Here is a 19,582-nt window from a genome sequence, read left to right on the forward strand (position 1 = left end):
CGTCTATTTGACGGCTTTTTTGTTTTTTACTCAAGTAAAGTATTAACTTTGAGGTAATAAAATAGCATTTTTAGCTAATAAATGACTGTAATTGTTAACTTGTTTAAGTTGCTTACTTGCTTGTTGCTTAAACACGGTTTGCGCTGATCCTGAAAGCGAATGTGCTTGGGGTAAATCTACTGTACGTGGGTTTTGATGCTGACCATTGACCAAGAATTCATAATGTAGATGAGGTCCTGTCACTCGTCCTGTTCCGCCTAACGTACCAATAGTTTGTCCCTGCTTAATGCGTTGCCCGTTTTTAACCATTCGTTTAGTCATGTGTAAATACTTAGTAACGTAATTACCATTATGACGAATAAACACATAGTTACCGTTAAATTGGTTGTAACCTGACTCCATCACGACACCATCACCCGCTGCCCATATTGGCGTACCTACTGGAGCGACATAATCGGTACCACGATGTGCTTTCACTTGTTTAGTAACCGGGTGTAGACGGCGGGGGTTAAAGTTTGAACTGACATAACGGAAGTTAATTGGTGAGCGTAAAAAGGCTTTACGCATCGCTTGACCATTTTTGTCGTAATATTTACCGTCTTGATGACGCACAGCCGTAAACGTTTGTCCCATATTGGTAAAGGTTGCCGCAAGAATATTGCCGTGATCAATCGGATTACCATCGAGATAGTGTTGTTCAAACAGTACCTCAAATTTATCACCCGCTCTAATATCAAGTGCAAAATCAATATCCCAGCCAAACAGTGCCGCTATTTCCATGATTTGATTGGCGGTTAAGCCTGCTTTGTCGGCAGCATTCCAAAAACTGGATTCAATCGTTGCTTGGGCATAATTTGTTTGGGTTTCAAGTTGTTGTTTATCTATCGTGGCTGTAAAATCATTGCTATTACGTTTACGTTTTACCACTAAGGTTTCAATATTATTTAGTGGCTGGTGTAATTCGATGAGATTTCCTGCATCATCAAAGCCAAAATTCAAATTATCCCCAGGGCGTAACGAAACCAATTTTTTGGTTTTATTACTGGTCGCAACTATTTGGTGTAGCAGTCCGCTATCTAAACCAACATTATCAAATGCTACCGCTAAGCTTTCACCACTTTTGATGGTATGCGTTTTCCATGCTAGCGGTGAGTATGGCGTAGGTTCGGTTGTTTTCGCTGATATTAGCGGTAAAACTAACGGATAATGTTGACCTAATTGATATGTAGGCTCAGTGTTTGTGGGTGGCTCTGCATAAATGTCAGGGGCCACAATCAGAGCCATAACCGCACTTGCGATTATTCCGATCAGTATTTTATTTATTCTTGGCATACGAGGTGAGGAGCTTCCATTCATGACGGTATTAAATAAATAATATTAAGTGTAGCGGCTTTCAATATAAGCGGCTATTGAAGTCCAAATATTCAATATTGTTTTTTTGAAATTTGTCGGAGTGACCACAAAAGGTCATATTTACAGCAGGGTTAAACACCATTAAGCATGCTGCACGATAAATTCTTACCTACTGAGAGCCGTTTTTTTAGTATAAGTTCATTTTAGTAAGCTTACTTTTTGGCTTTGATCGTTAGAGTCTCTGCCAAATTCAGTCTATCATCACAAATTAATGTTCATTTTTCTGACATAGACTGGCCATGGAATCGATTCAACATATTATTACTGAACTCACGCCATTGCTGCAGCAATATGGCTATTATATTTTAGCGCTCGCGATTGCGGTTGAAGGCATGGGGATCCCTGCGCCTGGACAGTCATTATTAGTCGTGGCAAGTTTATTAGCGGCATCCGGAAAAATGTCACTACCCGCCGTACTGATGGTTGGCTGGGGAGCTAGCTTTATTGGTAATAGCATCGGCTACTTTATTGGACGCCAATTTGGACACGTGCTAACCCGTAAACAATGGATTAAACCTAAAACATTAACCAAATTGCATGGTTTTATTGATCGCTATGGCATGTTAGGGCTGCTTATCAGTCGTTTTGTTGAAGGTATTAAACAATTTATGTGTATTGGTTGTGGTATAGCTGCCATGCCCGCGAAATTGTTTTTTACAGGTAACTTTTTAGCTGTGACAGTATGGTTACTGGTGTTTGGTGTTGCACCTGCTTATTTACGTGATGAAATTGCGCCTATTTTAGCGTTTTATCATAAATACCAAACGCAATGCTGGGTGGTGGTCGCCGTTATCGTAGTTGCGATTATATGGTTGGTTTACCGTCGTTTTCAACGTAGCCGAGTTGTGATTGAAAAATAAGAGTCTGCTCTTTGAATGAAAAAACCGCCACTGTTTAACTCGAAAGAGTAGACATGGCGGTTTTTTATTATGCGCAGTGCTATGGCGGTTTATTTAATTGCGTAGAGCAAATGTGGGTAAGGAAAGGTTCCAACGAATAGCCGCTAAGCGAATAGATAAAGTGGTGATAATACCCATAATTGCCGCCATCGACGGTAATACTCCCAGTGATAAACTCAGAGTATGGACTCCGCCACCTACAATACACGCTGTTGCGTACACTTCAGTACGGAAGATCATCGGTACTTCACGGCCTAATACATCACGAATAACCCCGCCACCACAACCGGTGATAACCCCCATAATGACCGCCACTAATGGTGATGCACCATAACGTAATGATTTCTCAACCCCGATAGCAACGAACACTGCCAGTCCAATCGCATCGGCTACAGGTAAGAAATACCATGGCATTCGTCGAGGACGTTGAGTCGCAAGCATGGTGATGACACAGGTAATAAAAATCACCCATAAATAGTTAGTATCGTGAATCCAAAATACCGGTGTTGCCCCCAATGCCATATCACGAATCGTACCGCCACCAATGGCGGTAACACTTGCAAGTACGACTACACCAAACGGATCCATTCGTAACCGTCCAGCCATGAGTACACCCGATGCGGCAAAAATTGCAGTGCCAAACATATCGAGAAAATAAATGAGCATCTCTGTACCTACAAGAATAATAAAGTTGAGTTAAAGCGGCTGAGATTGTACGAATAAATTCGCAACGCACAACAGCAATTAAGTGCTTTGTGAGGTTATTCACAGGTTTTATCACAATAGTGTGATTAACGTTGGTCTCGTACTTGATTGAATAAAGCGCAGACTTGTTTAATGGCCAATAACGTCCGTGGTGTGGGTCGGTTTAACCAATTAGCGTTTAATTGATAAATATGATGTTGCTTAACCGCGATTAATTGATGTTGCCAGTGTGACCACAGCTGTTGGGTGGCATTGATCGGTTGGGTGCTAAATATTACTTGGGGCTGGCGGACAACGACTTGTTCTTGGTTGACCTGTGGGTAGGCAGCGCGGCTGTTAGCAAAAATATTGTCACCGCCACAAAAACTAAATATTTGGCTCGGCCAGCCACTATCAGCTACCGTCATTAACGGGGTTGAGCCTAGTTGGTAAAAATAACGTATTTTAGGTTGATTGTGATTGGCTATTTTTAATTGCTGTAATTGGCGCTTAAATTCGGCTGCCGCTTGCTGTGCGGTTTGGGGTGAATCGGCATATTGGCCCAATTGTTCTAATGTCTTGGGAATATCGGCTAATGTTTTCGGGTTTGAATAAATGATGTTGATACCGAGTTGCTCTAAACGAGCAAGTTCACGGCTAGGGTTACCACCTTGCCAAGCTAAAATTAAGTCAGGCTTTAAGGCTAAAATACGTTCCATTTTAAGCCCGCGATAATTAGCGACCCGTTCAAGTTTTTTGGCGGCTGGTGGATAATCACTATAGGCACTAGCGGCAATGAGTTTATTACCTAATCCAGCGGCATAGGCCATTTCAGTGGTGTGGGGGGATAAGCTAATAATACGTTGGGTTTGTTGGGATAACGTTGCAGCAACGCTCGGCGCAATGGTGCTGATAACCACTATGACTAAGAACAAAAATCGCACTATAAAACTCCACAGAAAAAGTATAACAATACGCTTTCAACTGCGACCCACACATAAAGTCGCTGCGTTATTAGTTGTTGTATTTGTGCGATATGCAGCGCCGAAGGGGTTATTCTGCCACCAAGGCGTGGGCGTTCCATTTTGATGTTATTGTAAATAGCAGGACCACCGAGTGATAATGCCAGTTTGTGCCCAGTGGCGACTAATAGCCAGCCAGGACCTGGTAAATGCCAGTGTTCTCCTTGCTGGCGTAAACCTTGAAGTGCGGTGCGACTATTACGACCACAACTAATTAATAATGCCAACAAGCGTAGCGGCACAATATCCAGTATTGCGGCAATGCGAATGGCGGGATAACCAAACACGGCATACTGAGCACGTGTCGGTGACCACGCGCGGGCAAGACCAATAGCTAAGCGATATAAAATAGCGGCAATACCTCCGCCGATAGCATACCAAAATAAGACTCCAACCACATGGCGACCGTAGCTTAAGATAATGGTTTCAGCGCCCGCTTTACCTAAACCGAGCAGTGATAAAACATCAGTATTACGATTAATATGCGGTGCCAGTAATTGGCGGCATTGATCTTTATTATTACAGCTATAGGCATGATTAAACTGCTGGCTAAGATGAGCCGTATGATGCCAATCGAGGGCGAGCCATAATAGTGTTAGTTGCAATAACATCGGATACCAGACTAATTGGCTGATAGCGAGTAATAGCACGAATGCTGTTAGCCACATTAACGCCCATGCGAGATAACCGGCAAGTGATCGTTGTGAGTAGTTTTCATGCGGATGGTTGACGCGGGTAGCGACCAATAATGCAACTTGATGCCAGATACGTAATGGATGCAGTTGATAGGGGATGGGTAATAATCGATGCAGTAATAAGGCTCCCCACAAAGCAAGCAGGGAGCTATTGGTTGTCAATGAGGCGATAAATGCCGAAGTTGTCATCAGTAGTTATCATCTCATTGATGTTATTAGTTTAACAATTCAACCATTTTAGCGACCATTACGGAAGAACTCTGTGCTGCAAGTGGCAGGAACTCATCAAAGCTCATTGGTGATTCTTTGTCGGCAACATCAGAAATTGCGCGTACAACCACAAATGGCACCTTAAATTGGTGACAAGCTTGCGCAATAGCAGCGGCTTCCATTTCAACCGCAACCACGGTTGGGAAATGGGTACGGATGAAGTTTTGTTTCTCAGCTGAACATACAAAAGCATCGCCAGTACAAATCAAACCACGAACCGCGTGTGGTGGTTGCAGCAATGCTGCTAGTGCTTGTTCTGCAACAGACATTAATTTTTCATCAGAGAGGAAAGCGGCAGGTTGTTGTGCCATTTGACCAATTTCGTAACCAAATGCAGTTACATCAGCATCGTGGTAACGTACTTCTGTTGAAATAACTACGTCACCCACGTTTAAGCTTGATTCGAAACCGCCAGCAGAACCGGTATTGATAACAACATCAGGCTTAAAGCTTTCAAGTAAAACGGTTGTACCTACTGCGGCAGATACTTTACCAATACCTGATTGCAGTAACGCCACATCTGCACCGTTAAGTTTGCCAGTGTAGATAGTACAACCTGCTGTATTATGGGTTTCACAGTCAGTAAGTTGATCTTTAAGGATGGCAACTTCTTGTTCCATCGCGCCAATAATGCCGATTTTCATGAATGGTATCTCTTTTTGATGGTGTGCACTCGCAGTGCTGATATGGCTAAGATTGTAGCATGAGCCATAATCATTATTCCAAAACTCTCGTCTAAACACTTTTAACCGTTGTAACAATACAGCAGTTGCAAAGGGCAACTGCTGTATTGATAACTCATTAATGTTAATGGCTCTGGTATTTTACAATTCTAAATAATCGAGGATACCATCAGCAGCTTTACGGCCTTCATCAATCGCAGTGACCACTAAATCTGAACCACGGACGGCATCGCCACCGGCAAAGATCTTCGGGTTTGAGGTCTGAAAAGCAAATGCAGTGTCAGCAGCTTTAACTCGACCCCATTGATCAAGCTCGACATCATAAGGTGCCAGCCAAGGCATTGCATGAGGCTGAAAACCAAATGCCATAATGACCGCATCGGCGGCTAATCGATGTTCGCTACCTGCAACAGGTTCAGGACGACGGCGACCAGCGGCGTCAGCTTCACCTAAGGCGGTCTTCACCACATCAACCCCAATCACATTACCATTATCGTCAACTGCAATCGCTAATGGTTGTAGATTAAAGGCAAAGTTAACCCCTTCTTCACGGGCATTTTTCACTTCACGTTTAGAGCCTGGCATATTGGCTTCATCACGACGATAAGCACAGGTTACTTTGGCTGCGCCTTGACGAATCGAGGTGCGAACACAATCCATTGCAGTATCACCACCGCCAAGGACGACAACTTGTTTACCTTGCATATCAATAAATGGCAGTGGCTGTTCAAGTTCCATCACACGATAGGTATTTGAGACTAAGAACGGCAACGCATCGTAAACTCCGGTGGCATTTTCGTTATCTAGCCCTGCGCGCATATTTTTATAGGTGCCGACCCCTAAGAAAACCGCGTCATAATCAGCGAGTAGGGTTTCAATACTGATATCTTTACCGACCTCAGTGTTGAGTTGGAATTCAACCCCCATTTCAGTGAAGACACGACGGCGATTGACCATGATATCTTTTTCTAATTTGAACGAAGGAATACCAAAGGTCAGTAAGCCGCCAATTTCAGGGTAACGATCAAACACCACCGGTTTAACTCCGTTACGTACCAGCACATCAGCACATGACAGCCCTGCTGGACCTGCGCCAATGATGGCAACTTTTTTATCTGTCCATTCAACGTTGGACATGTCTGGCTTCCACCCCATTTCAAACGCTTTATCAGTAATGTATTTTTCGACATTACCGATAGTCACTGCGCCAAAATCGTCATTAAGGGTACACGCGCCTTCACATAAGCGATCTTGAGGGCAAACGCGACCACACACTTCTGGCAGGGTATTCGTTTGGTGAGATAACTCGACCGCTTCAATAATACGGCCTTCATTGGCGAGCTTTAACCATTGTGGAATGTAGTTGTGTACCGGACATTTCCATTCACAATAAGGGTTACCACAATCTAGGCAACGGTCTGCTTGTGCCCCTGCTTGCTGCTCAGTAAAGGGTTCATAAATTTCGACAAACTCTATTTTTCGAATTTGAATCGCTTTTTTAGGTGGGTCGATACGCTCGACATCAATAAATTGGTAAACATTCTGGCTCATTTGGTTTCCCTTCCTTATTGTGCCTGAAGACGCAGTTCAGATTCTGAACGACTTTGATGGCCTAACAGGGTATTGATATCCGCCGATTTTGGCTTAGCAAGATAGAATTTTGGTATCCATTGTTCAAAGTTAGCCAAAATTTCATTAGCACGGTCCGATCCTGTTTCTTGTAGATGACGGTCAATTAAACCGCGCAAATGTTCTTGATGGATTTTTAATTGATCAAGTGCCACCGCTTCAATTAACTCTGGATTTACGCGACCTGCGAAATCACCGTCTTCATCTAAGATATAAGCAAAGCCGCCTGTCATACCTGCGCCGAAGTTCACCCCAGTTTTACCTAAAATAGCCACGATACCGCCGGTCATGTATTCACAGGCGTTATCACCAGCCCCTTCTACTACCGCAATCGTACCTGAGTTACGCACCGCAAAACGCTCGCCTGCTTTACCTGCGGCAAATAACTTGCCGCCTGTTGCACCGTATAAACAAGTGTTACCGATAATGGTGGCATCACTGGATTTAAACGCTGAGCCAAGTGGTGGACGAATCGCAATCTTTCCACCTGCCATGCCTTTACCAACATAATCGTTAGCATCACCGGTTAAATTAAGGTTTAAACCGCCCGCATTCCAGACCCCAAATGATTGCCCCGCCGTACCGATAAAGTGGAGCGTGATCGGTGTTGAAGCCATGCCTTGGTTACCATAACGAAGGGCGATTTCACCCGATAAACGCGCACCAATTGAACGGTCAGTATTACAAATAGGGAAGTGATAATCACCACCACCACGGTTTTCGATGGCACTCAGCGTATGTTCTAGTAACTGTTGGCTTAACTGTGCGTCATCAAACGGACTATTGGTTTCACTGCAATACACCGTTTTGCCCGTGTGCGGTGTCGGTGCAACCAATAAAGGACTTAAATCCAGTTTTGATTGCTTGGCAGTAAAGCCCTCAAGTTGTTGTAATAGATCTGTGCGACCGATTAAGTCTATTAGTTGTTTAACCCCAAGCTGGGCTAATAATTGCCGTACTTCTTCACCAACACCGATAAAGTAATTCATTACCTGTTCTGGCAAGCCTTTAAAGAAATCACGGCGCAGTTTTTCATCTTGAGTCGCAACGCCTGTCGCACAGTTGTTTAGATGACAAATACGCAGATATTTACACCCAAGCGCCACCATTGGCGCAGTACCAAAACCAAAGCTTTCTGCACCTAAAATAGTGGCTTTAACGACATCGAGCCCTGTTTTTAAGCCGCCATCCACTTGCAGGCGGATCTTGTGGCGCAGACCATTGGTAACCAATGCTTGTTGAGTTTCGGCTAATCCAAGCTCCCACGGGCTACCTGCATATTTGACTGATGTCAGCGGGCTTGCACCAGTACCACCGTCATAACCTGAAATAGTAATTAAATCGGCATAAGCTTTGGCCACACCGGTCGCGATAGTGCCGACCCCTGGCTCAGACACCAGTTTGACTGACACTAACGCTTTGGGATTGACTTGTTTGAGATCGAAGATCAGTTGCGCCAGATCTTCAATCGAATAAATATCGTGATGCGGTGGCGGTGAAATTAATGTCACCCCAGGTACGGCAAAGCGTAACTTGGCAATTTCAGTAGTGACTTTATGGCCGGGTAGTTGACCGCCTTCACCGGGTTTTGCCCCTTGCGCGACTTTAATTTGGATCACATCGGCATTGACTAAATAATGCGGGGTAACGCCAAAGCGACCAGAAGCCACTTGCTTAATGCGTGAGTTACGCTCGGTGCCAAAACGACGTGGATCTTCACCGCCTTCACCTGAGTTGGAACAGCCGCCTAAACGGTTCATGGCAATTGCTAATGCTTCATGGGCTTCTGGGCTAAGTGCACCAATTGACATTGCAGCAGAGTCAAAGCGCTTATACAGTTCCGTTGCTGCTTCTACGTCTTCAATCGCAATCGGATCGTGGTTATCCGTTAAGGCTAATAAGTCACGAATCGCGGCCACTGGGCGATGATTTACTTGCTCGGAAAAAGCAAGGTAATCTTGATAATCGCCAGATTTTACTGCTTTTTGTAACGTTGAAACCACATCAGGGTTATAGGCGTGAAATTCGCCACCGTGAACATATTTGAGTAACCCACCGTGATCGATAGGTTTACGTTTTAACCATGCGATACGCGCAAGGTTGTGCAAGTCTTGTTGAATATCACTAAAGTCAGCCCCTGCAATACGACTGGAAACGCCTTTGAAACACAGTTCAATAATGTCATTACCTAAACCAATCGCTTCAAATAACATTGAACAACGGTAAGAGGAAATGGTTGAGATACCCATTTTGGACATGATCTTAAACAGGCCTTTATTGATACCATCGCGATAATTGGTCATCACCTCGCGGTATGGTTTATCAATCACCTTACTATCAATCATTTTTGACAGAGATTCATAGGCAAGGTAGGGATAAACCGCTGTCGCGCCAAAGCCAAACAGCACTGCAAATTGATGCGGATCGCGTGCGGTGGCGGTTTCAACCACAATATTAGTATCACAACGTAAATTGTTATCGACTAATCGGCGTTGGACAGCACCCACTGCCATCGCGGCTGGAATGGGGAGGGTATCTTTACTGATGGTGCGATCGGATAACACAATCAGTACCGCACCTTGTTCGACTAACTGCTGTGCTTTATCACAGAGGCTAATAATGGCTTGCTCAAGATCCGTTTGTTGTGGATCAAAATTAATATCGAGCTGATTACTGGCATAGTATTGCTGATCAAGATCGAGTAACTGTTTAAAATCAGAATAGAGCAAGACTGGGGATTTAAATGCCACTCGCTGAGCATGACTATCGGTTTCGCAGAACACATTAATCTCACGACCAATACAGCTGGCAAGTGACATTACATGCTTTTCACGCAGAGGATCGATAGGCGGATTGGTGACTTGCGCAAACATTTGACGGAAATAATCGGTAATGGGACGTTGCAGTGATGACAATACCGCCATTGGCGCGTCATCACCCATAGAACCTGTGGCTTCTTGACCATTTTCGCCAATAACCCGCAGCACTTGATCGAGTTCTTCACGACTGACATTAAATTGTTTGTGATAAGTATTAAGCTGATTGTCATCCAAACTGCGTTGGCTTATATGGCTATCATCTAACTGTTCAAACGGCACTAAATGTTGAACATGAGTATCCATCCATTGCTTATACGGATGGCGGCTCATGAGCTCATTGTCAATATCTTGTGAATGCCAGATTTTGGCAAATTTAGTATCGATAACTAATAGTTCACCGGGACCAACACGGCCTTTTTCTGCCACTTCATCGGGAGTGTAATCCCAAATTCCAACCTCAGAGGCAATGGTGATCAGTTTATCTTTGGTGATCACATAACGCGCAGGGCGTAAACCATTACGATCAAGGTTACAGGCTGCATAACGACCGTCTGACATTACAATGCCTGCTGGGCCATCCCACGGTTCCATGTGCTTAGAGTTAAAGTCATAAAAAGCACGTAATGCAGGATCCATATCAGGGTGGTTTTGCCATGCTGGTGGCACTAGCATCCGCATCGCGCGGAATAAGTCCATGCCGCCAGCTAAAAATAGCTCCAGCATATTATCAAGGCTTGATGAATCCGAACCAGTTTCGTTAACAAACGGTGCTGCTGTTTTTAAATCGGGCAACAGTGGCGAGCTAAATTTATAAGCACGTGCACGCGCCCATTGGCGGTTACCAGTAATGGTATTAATTTCACCATTGTGGGCTAAATAACGGAACGGTTGCGCTAATGGCCATCGTGGTTGAGTGTTGGTTGAAAAGCGTTGATGGAATAAACAGATTGATGATTCTAAACGAATATCCCCTAAATCTAGATAAAACTTAGGCAGATCGGCGGGCATAAATAGCCCTTTGTAGACGGTCACTTGGGTTGAAAGGCTACAAATATAAAAATCTTTATCTTCAGTAATACGTTTTTCAATACGACGCCGAGCAATATAAAGTCGACGTTCAATATCTCGTGGTTTCCAGCCTGCAGGGGCATTGATAAACACTTGTTCAATCGTTGGCAATGATTGTTGAGCGATAGGACCGAGAACACTAGCGTTAATCGGTACTTCACGCCAACCTGCAATAGATAAGGTTTCAGTGATTAATTCTTGATTAATAATTTCACGGGCTTGTTGTGCGAGCACTGGATCTTGGCTGAGAAAGATCATCCCTACCGCAAATTCACGCGATAAGTTCCACTGCTTTTCTGTGGCGATAATACGATAAAAGTTATCAGGTTTTTTGATTAATAAACCACAGCCATCGCCAGTTTTTCCATCCGCAGCGATACCTCCTCGGTGGGTCATACGATCGAGGGCAGATATCGCAGTACGAACAAGTTTATGACTGGTTTCGCCTTCAATGTGGGCGATAAGACCGAAGCCACAGTTATCTTTTTCTAGTGATGGGTTATACAGTGACATTGCAATTCTCCGTTGCTCCTGTTTGGTGTAAACAGTTTTACTGCAAAATAAAAATCAAGATTGATCTCTTATTTTGCCTCCTACGATATTTCAAACTAACGATAATTTACAAAAAGGTCAAATATTGCTAACAAATGATATTTATGACTGAGGAGGGGTTTATATTCACTTTAACTGTCTGAAATAAAGTTATATTCGTTACAGCTGTAAGTTTTTTATTGGTTGTACCTAAGAGGTAGTAACTACATTTTTCGGTTAAAAAAGCACTAGGTTTGGTAGGTTGTGGCGGTAAATGTAATAAAAGTGTGTAATGAAATAATCATCTGCACTGTAAGCAATAAAAAAGCCAGCTACGATAAGCTGGCTTGAGGTTTTTAAGTCAATTGAGTAATAATAAAGTTTAAGAAAGCATTAATGAATCTGCTTTTGCTTCAAGATTAGAATTACCCATTAGGTAGTTATCAATTGCTCGTGCTGATTCACGGCCTTCGTTAATACAACGAACCACTAATGATTGTCCGGTTCGCATATCACCTGCGGCAAATACACCAGCTTGGCTGGTAGCGAAATCTTGAGTGGCAACATTACCGCGATCATCGAGTTTAATATCCAACTGTGCTAATACGCCCGTTGGCTCTGGGTGTAAAAATCCCATCGCTAAAAATGCCATATCACAGGCTATGACGCGTTCAGTTCCGGCAATCTCTTCAAAGTTAGGTCTTTCACCAGGTTTGGCATCTTGCCATGCAATATCAGCGATCCGTAGCCCTTTGACATTACCGTTACCATCATCAATAAATTCTTTGGTCAGAATATTCCAATAGCGATCACAGCCTTCTTCATGAGAGCTCGATGTTTTCATGATCATTGGGTATGACGGCCACGGTTGATTAGCTGGACGTTGCTCGGGTGGTAGTGGCATGATTTCAACTTGAGTAATACTTGCCGCGCCATGGCGGTTTGATGTACCGACACAGTCAGAACCTGTATCGCCACCACCAATCACCACGACATGTTTATCTTGAGCATGAACTTCTACCGTTTTGAGATCCATATCATTAGCACGACGGTTATTTTGAGCTAAAAATTCCATCGCAAAATGAACCCCATTAAGTTCACGACCAGAAATTGGCAGGTTACGCGGTACAGTAGAGCCGCCGGTTAGCAAAATAACATCGAACTCTTGACGCAGTTGTTGGGCGTTAATCTCAACCCCAACATGGGCATTGACTTCAAATTTGACTCCGGCTTGTGCCATTAAGTCGATTTTGCGATCAATAATATCCATCCCGAGTTTAAAATCAGGAATACCAAAGCGCAGTAAGCCGCCAACTTTTTCATCACGCTCAAACACTGTCACGGTATGACCAGCGCTGTTTAATTGCTCTGCGGCAGATAATCCAGCAGGGCCTGAACCAATAACTGCAATGGTTTTACCTGTGCGTGATCGTGGAATTTTTGGTTTGGCATAACCTTCACGGTATGCAGTTTCAACAATGGTTTTTTCAATATTACAGATAGTGATTGGATCTTGGTTAATGCCAAGTACACAGCCACTTTCACAAGGAGCTGGGCATACACGACCGGTAAATTCAGGAAAATTATTGGTTGAACTTAAAATGTTCCACGCTTCTTCCCAGCTATCACGATAAACCGCATCATTAAATTCAGGAATAATATTACCAATCGGACATGCGTTATGACAGAACGGTACTCCGCAATCCATGCAACGTGATGATTGTTCTTGAATTTTGTCACCAAATTCTTCGTTAAGAACAAATTCTTTGTTGTCTTGAATACGAACACTTGGATCTAACTTACTTGGCAGTTCGCGGCCAAATTCTAAAAATCCCGTAGGCTTACCCATTGATGGCCTCCAACGTTTCCTTGTTGTGAGCGGCAGCTTGACGCTGTTGTAATACGGTTTTGTAATCCCTTGGCATCACTTTCATCATCTGCTTGAGGTTAGCCTCAAAGTTAGACAAGAACAGTTCTGCAACCGTACTACCCGTTAATTCAATATGTTTGGTTAACATATCGAGCAGTAGTGCTTTATCTTCAGTTTCTAATGGATCGAGGTCGACTAATTCCGCGTTGAGCTTGGTTTCAAAGTCACCAAATTGATCCCACACATAAGCGACACCGCCACTCATGCCGGCAGCAAAGTTACGCCCAGTTTGACCGAGAATAATGGCTACACCTCCGGTCATGTATTCACAACCATGATCGCCGATGCCTTCTACTACAACTTTAGCGCCAGAGTTTCGAACACAGAAACGCTCACCAGCAAGGCCGCGAATATAAGACTCACCTGAAGTGGCACCGTAGAAACACACATTACCGACCACGATATTATCTTCGGCAATAATGTCAGATTGACGATCAGGGTAGAGCACTAATGTGCCGCCTGAAAGTCCCTTACCCCAGTAATCATTGGCATCACCCTCAACAGTAAAGTGGGCACCTTTGGCAAGAAAAGCACCAAAGCTTTGGCCTGCTGAACCGTTAAATTTAACCGTCATGGGCAGTGGTAAGCCGTGGTCTTTATACACTTTAGATATTTCATTGGATAACATCGTACCGACACTACGATCGGTGTTGATGATCGGCAGTTGTGCCGTTACTGCTTCACCGTTGGTCAGTGCGGGTTGTGCTAGTCTAATCAAGGTGCGGTCAAGGACGTTTTCTAAGCCATGATCTTGCTGGCGTTGGTTATAAATACCATCTTCAGCACGTGGCGGTTGAATATGCAGTACTGGGCTAAGATCAAGGTTCTTGTATTTCCAGTGACCAATATCATCGCGTAATTTAAGTTTATGCGCTTGGCCGACCATTTCATCAATGGTACGGAAACCCAGTTCAGCCATGACTTCACGTAACCCTTCTGCCATGTATTGGAAGAAAGTCACCACATCTTCTACGCGACCATCAAAGCGCTCACGTAAGGTTTTATTTTGGGTTGCGATCCCCACAGGGCAGGTGTTTTTGTGACACTTACGCATCATAATACAGCCTTCAACAACCAAAGCGGCGGTTGCAACACCCCATTCTTCTGCACCGAGTAAGGTCGCAATCGCAAGGTCACGCGGGGTTTTCATCTGGCCGTCAGACTGCACAACGATACGGTTACGTAAGCCGTTTTTCAGCAAGGTTTGGTGGGTTTCAGCCAAGCCAAGTTCCCATGGTAAACCGGTATGGCGAATCGATGACATCGGTGATGCACCAGTACCGCCATCAAAACCAGCAATAAGCACTACATCGGCTTTGGCTTTGGCAACACCTGAGGCAATGGTACCGACACCCGCTTCTGAAACTAACTTGACGTTAACACGACCGGCACGGTTAGCATTTTTTAAATCGTAGATCAGCTGGGCTAAATCTTCGATTGAATAAATATCGTGGTGAGGAGGAGGTGAAATTAAGCCAACTCCTGGGGTTGAGTGACGGGTGGCACCGATCCAATCATCGACTTTATCACCGGGTAGTTGACCACCTTCTCCCGGTTTTGCACCCTGCGCCATTTTAATTTGCAGTTCAGCGGCGTTGGTTAGGTAGTATGAGGTAACACCAAAACGACCTGATGCGACTTGTTTGATTGCTGAACGTTCCCAATCACCATTGTCTTTTTTATCAAAACGAATCGGATCTTCACCGCCTTCGCCGGAGTTAGACTTAGCGCCAATACGGTTCATGGCAACGGCTAAGGTTGAGTGAGCTTCATAAGAAATTGAACCAAAGCTCATGGCACCGGTTGCGAAACGCTTGAGAATATTTTCAAGCGGCTCGACGTCATCAAGTGCAATGGCACCTGCGGGGTTGCTCACAAAATCAAGTTGGCTACGCAGTGTGGCAGCATTATCACCTTGGTCATCGACGGCTTTTGCATATTGCTTAAACTGAACATAATCTTTTTCACGCGTCGATTGTTGCAGTAATGAAATCGTTTCAGGGTTAAACAGGTGTTTTTCACCACGTTGTTTCCACTGATAGACACCACCAACATCAAGAATTTGTACAGGAATTTCACGGGTCGGGTAGCCAACACGGTGACGTATTAAGACTTCTTGAGCAATATCATCGATAGTTAGACCTTGAATACGGGTCACTGTGCCGGTGAAGTATTTATCAACCACCGCTTTACTGATACCGAGCGCTTCAAAAATTTGGGCACCATGGTAAGACTGTAAGGTTGAAATTCCCATTTTGGAGAAAATCTTTAGCAGTCCGCCGTTAACGCCTTTACGGTAGTTATTAAATAAGGTGTCTGTTGGTAATTCTGGATCAAGCTTACGTTTATATTGCAGGTCAACCAGTGTTTCAGTGACTAAATAAGGGTTAATCGCATTGGCACCGTAACCGATCAGGGTGGCAAAGTGATGAGTTTCACGGGCATCACCGGTTTCAACCACAATGTCACACTTAGCACGTAGGCCTTTACGGATCAGGTGGTGATGAACGGCACCGACAGCTAACATCGCCGGAATAGCTGCATGGTTAGAGTTAACTGCGCGGTCAGTCAGAATAATGATTGAGTAACCATCAACCACCGCATCTTCTGAATACTGACAAATACGTTTCAATGCACGATCAAGTTTGCCTTGTTCACCACTGGCACGGAACACAATATCTAAGGTCTTTGATTGTAAATGTTCGTTATCAATCGCGCGAATTTTTTCTAACTCAGCATTAGAAAGTACCGGAGATTCAAGCTCAACTTTATGGCAATGCTCAGGTGTTTCTGTGAGCAGGTTTTGGTCTTTACCCAAGTAGGTATTGAGTGACATTACCATTCGTTCACGGATCGGATCGATTGGCGGGTTAGTTACTTGCGCAAATAACTGCTTAAAGTAATTGGATAAATGTTGAGACTGGTGGGATAACACCGCTAACGGCCAATCAGCACCCATTGCACTAAGAGGTTCATAACCAGTGGTGGCTAACGGTACGATAATATCGTTAACTTCTTCTGAGCTAACACCAAAGGCTTGTTGATGATGTAACAAGCGTTCAGGGGTTGGCTGGTGGTACATGTTGTCAGCATCAGGCAGTGTTTTAAGTGTCAGTAGATTATCTTTGATCCATTGTTCATATGGCTGCGATGTGGCAATGCCATCTTTGACTTCTTCATCAGAGATGATACGGCCTTGTTCAAGGTCAGCAACAAAGATACGCCCTGGTTGTAAACGGCCACGAAACTGCACATTTTCAGGTTCAATTTTTACCACACCAGATTCTGATGCCATGATCAGAAAATCATCTTTAGTTACCGTATAGCGTGATGGACGTAAACCGTTACGGTCAAGGGTTGCACCGACTTGAACACCATCGGTAAAACAGACTGATGCAGGACCATCCCACGGTTCCATAATATTGGCATGGTATTGGTAGAAAGCACGACGCTTAGGATCCATGCTGGTATTTTCTTGCCATGCTTCAGGGATCAGCATCATTAGTGCATGGGGTAAGCTACGACCAGAAAGGACTAATAACTCCAGTGCCATATCGAAATTTGATGAGTCTGAACTGCCTTCCTGACAAATAGGCAATAGCATATCGAGTTCTTGTTGACTGAATAAATCAGATTCAAGAATGGCTTCACGTGCTTTCATCCAATTAAGGTTGCCTCGTACGGTATTAATTTCACCGTTGTGGGCGATATAACGGAACGGTTGCGCTAAGCGCCAACGTGGAAAAGTGTTGGTTGAAAAACGTGAATGGACTAATGCTAATGCGGTTACCATGGCAGGATTTTGTAAATCAAGGAAGTACTGTGGTACTTGTGCCGTGGTGAGCTGGCCTTTATAAACTAATGTTTTATATGACAATGAGTTGATGTAGAAATCATCACCAATATTAGACACGCTTTCTAAACAGACGCGCACTGTATAGTTACGTAAGACATACAGTTTACGTTCTAATACTGCAGGTTCTAAATTGGCGCCACCAGTAATGAAAACATGTTCAAATTGAGGTTCGGTGCTAAGAGGATCTTCACCAATCATTGAATTATCGACGGGTAGTACACGGTAGCCAATAACTTCTAGATCGAGACGTTTAGCATTACGTTCAAGAATATCACGACATTGTTGACGTTTATGCTCATCTTTTGGAAATAAGACTACCCCGACACCGTATTGGGTAAAAGTGGGCAGTTTAATGCCGAGTTTAACGGTTTCTTCTAATAAAAATTCGTGGGGCTTTTGCAGTAAAATTCCGGCACCATCACCACTGCTAGGATCGCAACCTTGACCGCCTCGGTGCTCCATACGTGCCAGCATATCGAGAGCCTGAGTAACAATCTGATGAGATTTACGGTTTTTAAGGTGGGCAACAAAGCCGATACCACAGGCATCGTGCTCTAATTCAGGCACATAAAGTCCCTGAGCGTTAAGCTCTTGAGCTGTCATAGATACATCCTTCCAGTTACATCAAGTCATATTCCTAAGACTTGGTTATCCCTAATTTATTATCACTACCAACTAGCATTGAAATGGACTCCTGTCCTGCATCATTGGTGGTGTGTTTATGATGATGACACCCGCCATTCACAAACTTAATTCTGCTGTATTACGATTAATAGTTACAAAACACGTTATTAATGACTAAAAAGCCATATAAATCACGCCAAAAAAATGGCATTGCAGGGCTTTTTTTGTTTATAAATTGCGCACAAGTGTAACCATCCTACAATTTTGATACATTAATTACCAATAAAAATTAACAAAGTTAATGTATGAATAAAGCAGATAGAGATGCAAATATTCGGTTCAATTAAGCGCTATTAAAGTAATGTCAAATCACGATAGAGACGGGATTTTTTGTTTTAGCACAATCTTCATGAGGGGGATTGATGTTATGTTGCGGCTCTTTTTGATATTGGTCTACACCGATGTAGATTATTCATTGTTTTAAACGCTAGGTAATACCATGCAATTGCATCAACTCGTCAATACTTTTGGGCAAGATCTTCAACATCGTTATGGTGAAAAAGTCCATAAACTAACGTTACACGGTGGCTTTAGTTGTCCTAATCGAGATGGCACTATTGGCCGTGGTGGCTGTACATTTTGTAATGTTGCTTCATTTGCTGACGAAAAGAATCAGTTCGTGCCGATTCAACAACAATTAGCTGCTCGTGCTGGAGAGGTGCATCGCGCTAAGCGTTATTTTGCGTATTTTCAGGCATATACTAGTACTTATGCTGAAGTTCAAACGCTAAAAAAAATGTACGAGCAAGCACTAACAACAGCAGATATTGTTGGTCTTTGTGTTGGTACTCGCCCTGATTGTGTACCAGATGCGGTATTAGATTTACTGGCTGGGTATGTTGAGCAAGGCTATGAAATTTGGTTAGAATTAGGCTTACAAACCGCTAATGATAAAACCCTCAAGCGGATTAATCGTGGTCATGATTTTGCCTGTTATGCTGAGATCACCCAACGTGCTCGAGCATTAGGCATTAAGATTTGTACTCACTTAATAGTAGGGCTGCCAGGCGATAGTAAGGCTGATAATCTGCAAACTTTAAATAAAGTAGTCGCAGTCGGCGTTGATGGAATTAAATTGCATCCGTTGCATATTGTTGAAGGCAGTAAAATGGGACAGGCTTTTAAAGCTGGACGATTAGAGGCTATTAGTCTGGAAACTTATGCGGATATCGCCAGTGAAATGATTCAATTAACACCGCCTGAGGTGGTGTATCATCGCGTTGCTGCAAGTGCTCGCCGACCAACGTTATTGGCACCAATGTGGTGTGAAAATCGCTGGTTAGCGATGACTGAAATTGGACGAACTTTAGATAAACAGGGTGCGCAAGGCAGTGCGTTAGGTGATCCATTTATTTATCAATTACCGATATTAAATCGTCAAGCATAAATGAAGCCTACG

General features: G+C 43.7%; 11 protein-coding genes. 2 read left to right on the forward strand and 9 right to left on the reverse strand.

Features of this window, described 5'->3' with window-relative positions; genetic code table 11:
- Window positions 1–42: 42 nt before the first annotated feature.
- A complete protein-coding gene (locus tag BTO21_RS00095) occupies window positions 43–1,284 on the reverse strand; it encodes a peptidoglycan DD-metalloendopeptidase family protein (RefSeq protein ID WP_239993789.1) in 1,242 nt (413 codons plus the stop codon).
- Between the two features lie 368 nt (window positions 1,285–1,652).
- On the opposite strand from BTO21_RS00095, the gene BTO21_RS00100 reads away from it, so the two are divergent.
- Entirely contained in the window at window positions 1,653–2,273 is a 621-nt protein-coding gene (locus BTO21_RS00100) for a DedA family protein (protein WP_045027473.1), read from the forward strand.
- Between the two features lie 93 nt (window positions 2,274–2,366).
- Here the strand turns inward: BTO21_RS00100 and BTO21_RS00105 are convergent, their stop codons facing one another.
- The 8 genes from BTO21_RS00105 to gltB (BTO21_RS00140) all read right to left on the reverse strand — a co-directional run bounded on the left by BTO21_RS00105 (window position 2,367) and on the right by gltB (BTO21_RS00140) (window position 18,102).
- Window positions 2,367–2,978 carry a trimeric intracellular cation channel family protein gene (locus BTO21_RS00105; protein ID WP_045027475.1) on the reverse strand — a complete coding sequence of 204 codons (612 nt, stop codon included), beginning with the start codon at window positions 2,976–2,978 and terminating at the stop codon, window positions 2,367–2,369.
- Window positions 2,979–3,103: 125 nt separating this feature from the next.
- Window positions 3,104–3,940: a vitamin B12 ABC transporter substrate-binding protein BtuF gene (gene btuF / locus BTO21_RS00110; RefSeq protein WP_045027476.1), complete on the reverse strand. Its 837-nt coding sequence runs from the start codon at window positions 3,938–3,940 to the stop codon at window positions 3,104–3,106.
- Entirely contained in the window at window positions 3,940–4,902 is a 963-nt protein-coding gene (locus BTO21_RS00115; protein ID WP_045027478.1) for a cobalamin biosynthesis family protein, read from the reverse strand. Before BTO21_RS00115 ends, btuF begins: the two co-directional genes overlap by 1 nt.
- 26 nt (window positions 4,903–4,928) lie before the next feature.
- Window positions 4,929–5,627, reverse strand: coding sequence for a 5'-methylthioadenosine/S-adenosylhomocysteine nucleosidase (gene mtnN / locus BTO21_RS00120; protein WP_045027480.1), 699 nt, complete (start codon window positions 5,625–5,627; stop codon window positions 4,929–4,931).
- A gap of 180 nt (window positions 5,628–5,807) precedes the next feature.
- Window positions 5,808–7,217 carry an FAD-dependent oxidoreductase gene (locus tag BTO21_RS00125; protein ID WP_045027481.1) on the reverse strand — a complete coding sequence of 470 codons (1,410 nt, stop codon included), beginning with the start codon at window positions 7,215–7,217 and terminating at the stop codon, window positions 5,808–5,810.
- 14 nt (window positions 7,218–7,231) lie between these two features.
- Entirely contained in the window at window positions 7,232–11,695 is a 4,464-nt protein-coding gene (gene gltB / locus BTO21_RS00130; protein ID WP_045027483.1) for a glutamate synthase large subunit, read from the reverse strand.
- 400 nt (window positions 11,696–12,095) lie between these two features.
- Window positions 12,096–13,562, reverse strand: coding sequence for a glutamate synthase subunit beta (locus BTO21_RS00135; protein WP_045027485.1), 1,467 nt, complete (start codon window positions 13,560–13,562; stop codon window positions 12,096–12,098).
- Window positions 13,555–18,102, reverse strand: coding sequence for a glutamate synthase large subunit (gene gltB / locus BTO21_RS00140; RefSeq protein WP_105026646.1), 4,548 nt, complete (start codon window positions 18,100–18,102; stop codon window positions 13,555–13,557). The genes BTO21_RS00135 and gltB (BTO21_RS00140) overlap by 8 nt, the downstream gene beginning before the upstream one ends.
- A gap of 520 nt (window positions 18,103–18,622) precedes the next feature.
- Between gltB (BTO21_RS00140) and mnmL the strand changes: the two genes are divergently transcribed.
- Window positions 18,623–19,570, forward strand: a complete 948-nt coding sequence (mnmL, locus tag BTO21_RS00145; RefSeq protein WP_045027487.1) for a tRNA modification radical SAM protein MnmL/YtqA — start codon at window positions 18,623–18,625, stop codon at window positions 19,568–19,570.
- Window positions 19,571–19,582: the final 12 nt, after the last annotated feature.

The organism is Photobacterium phosphoreum (assembly GCF_002954725.1).
Taxonomy (GTDB): domain Bacteria; phylum Pseudomonadota; class Gammaproteobacteria; order Enterobacterales; family Vibrionaceae; genus Photobacterium; species Photobacterium phosphoreum.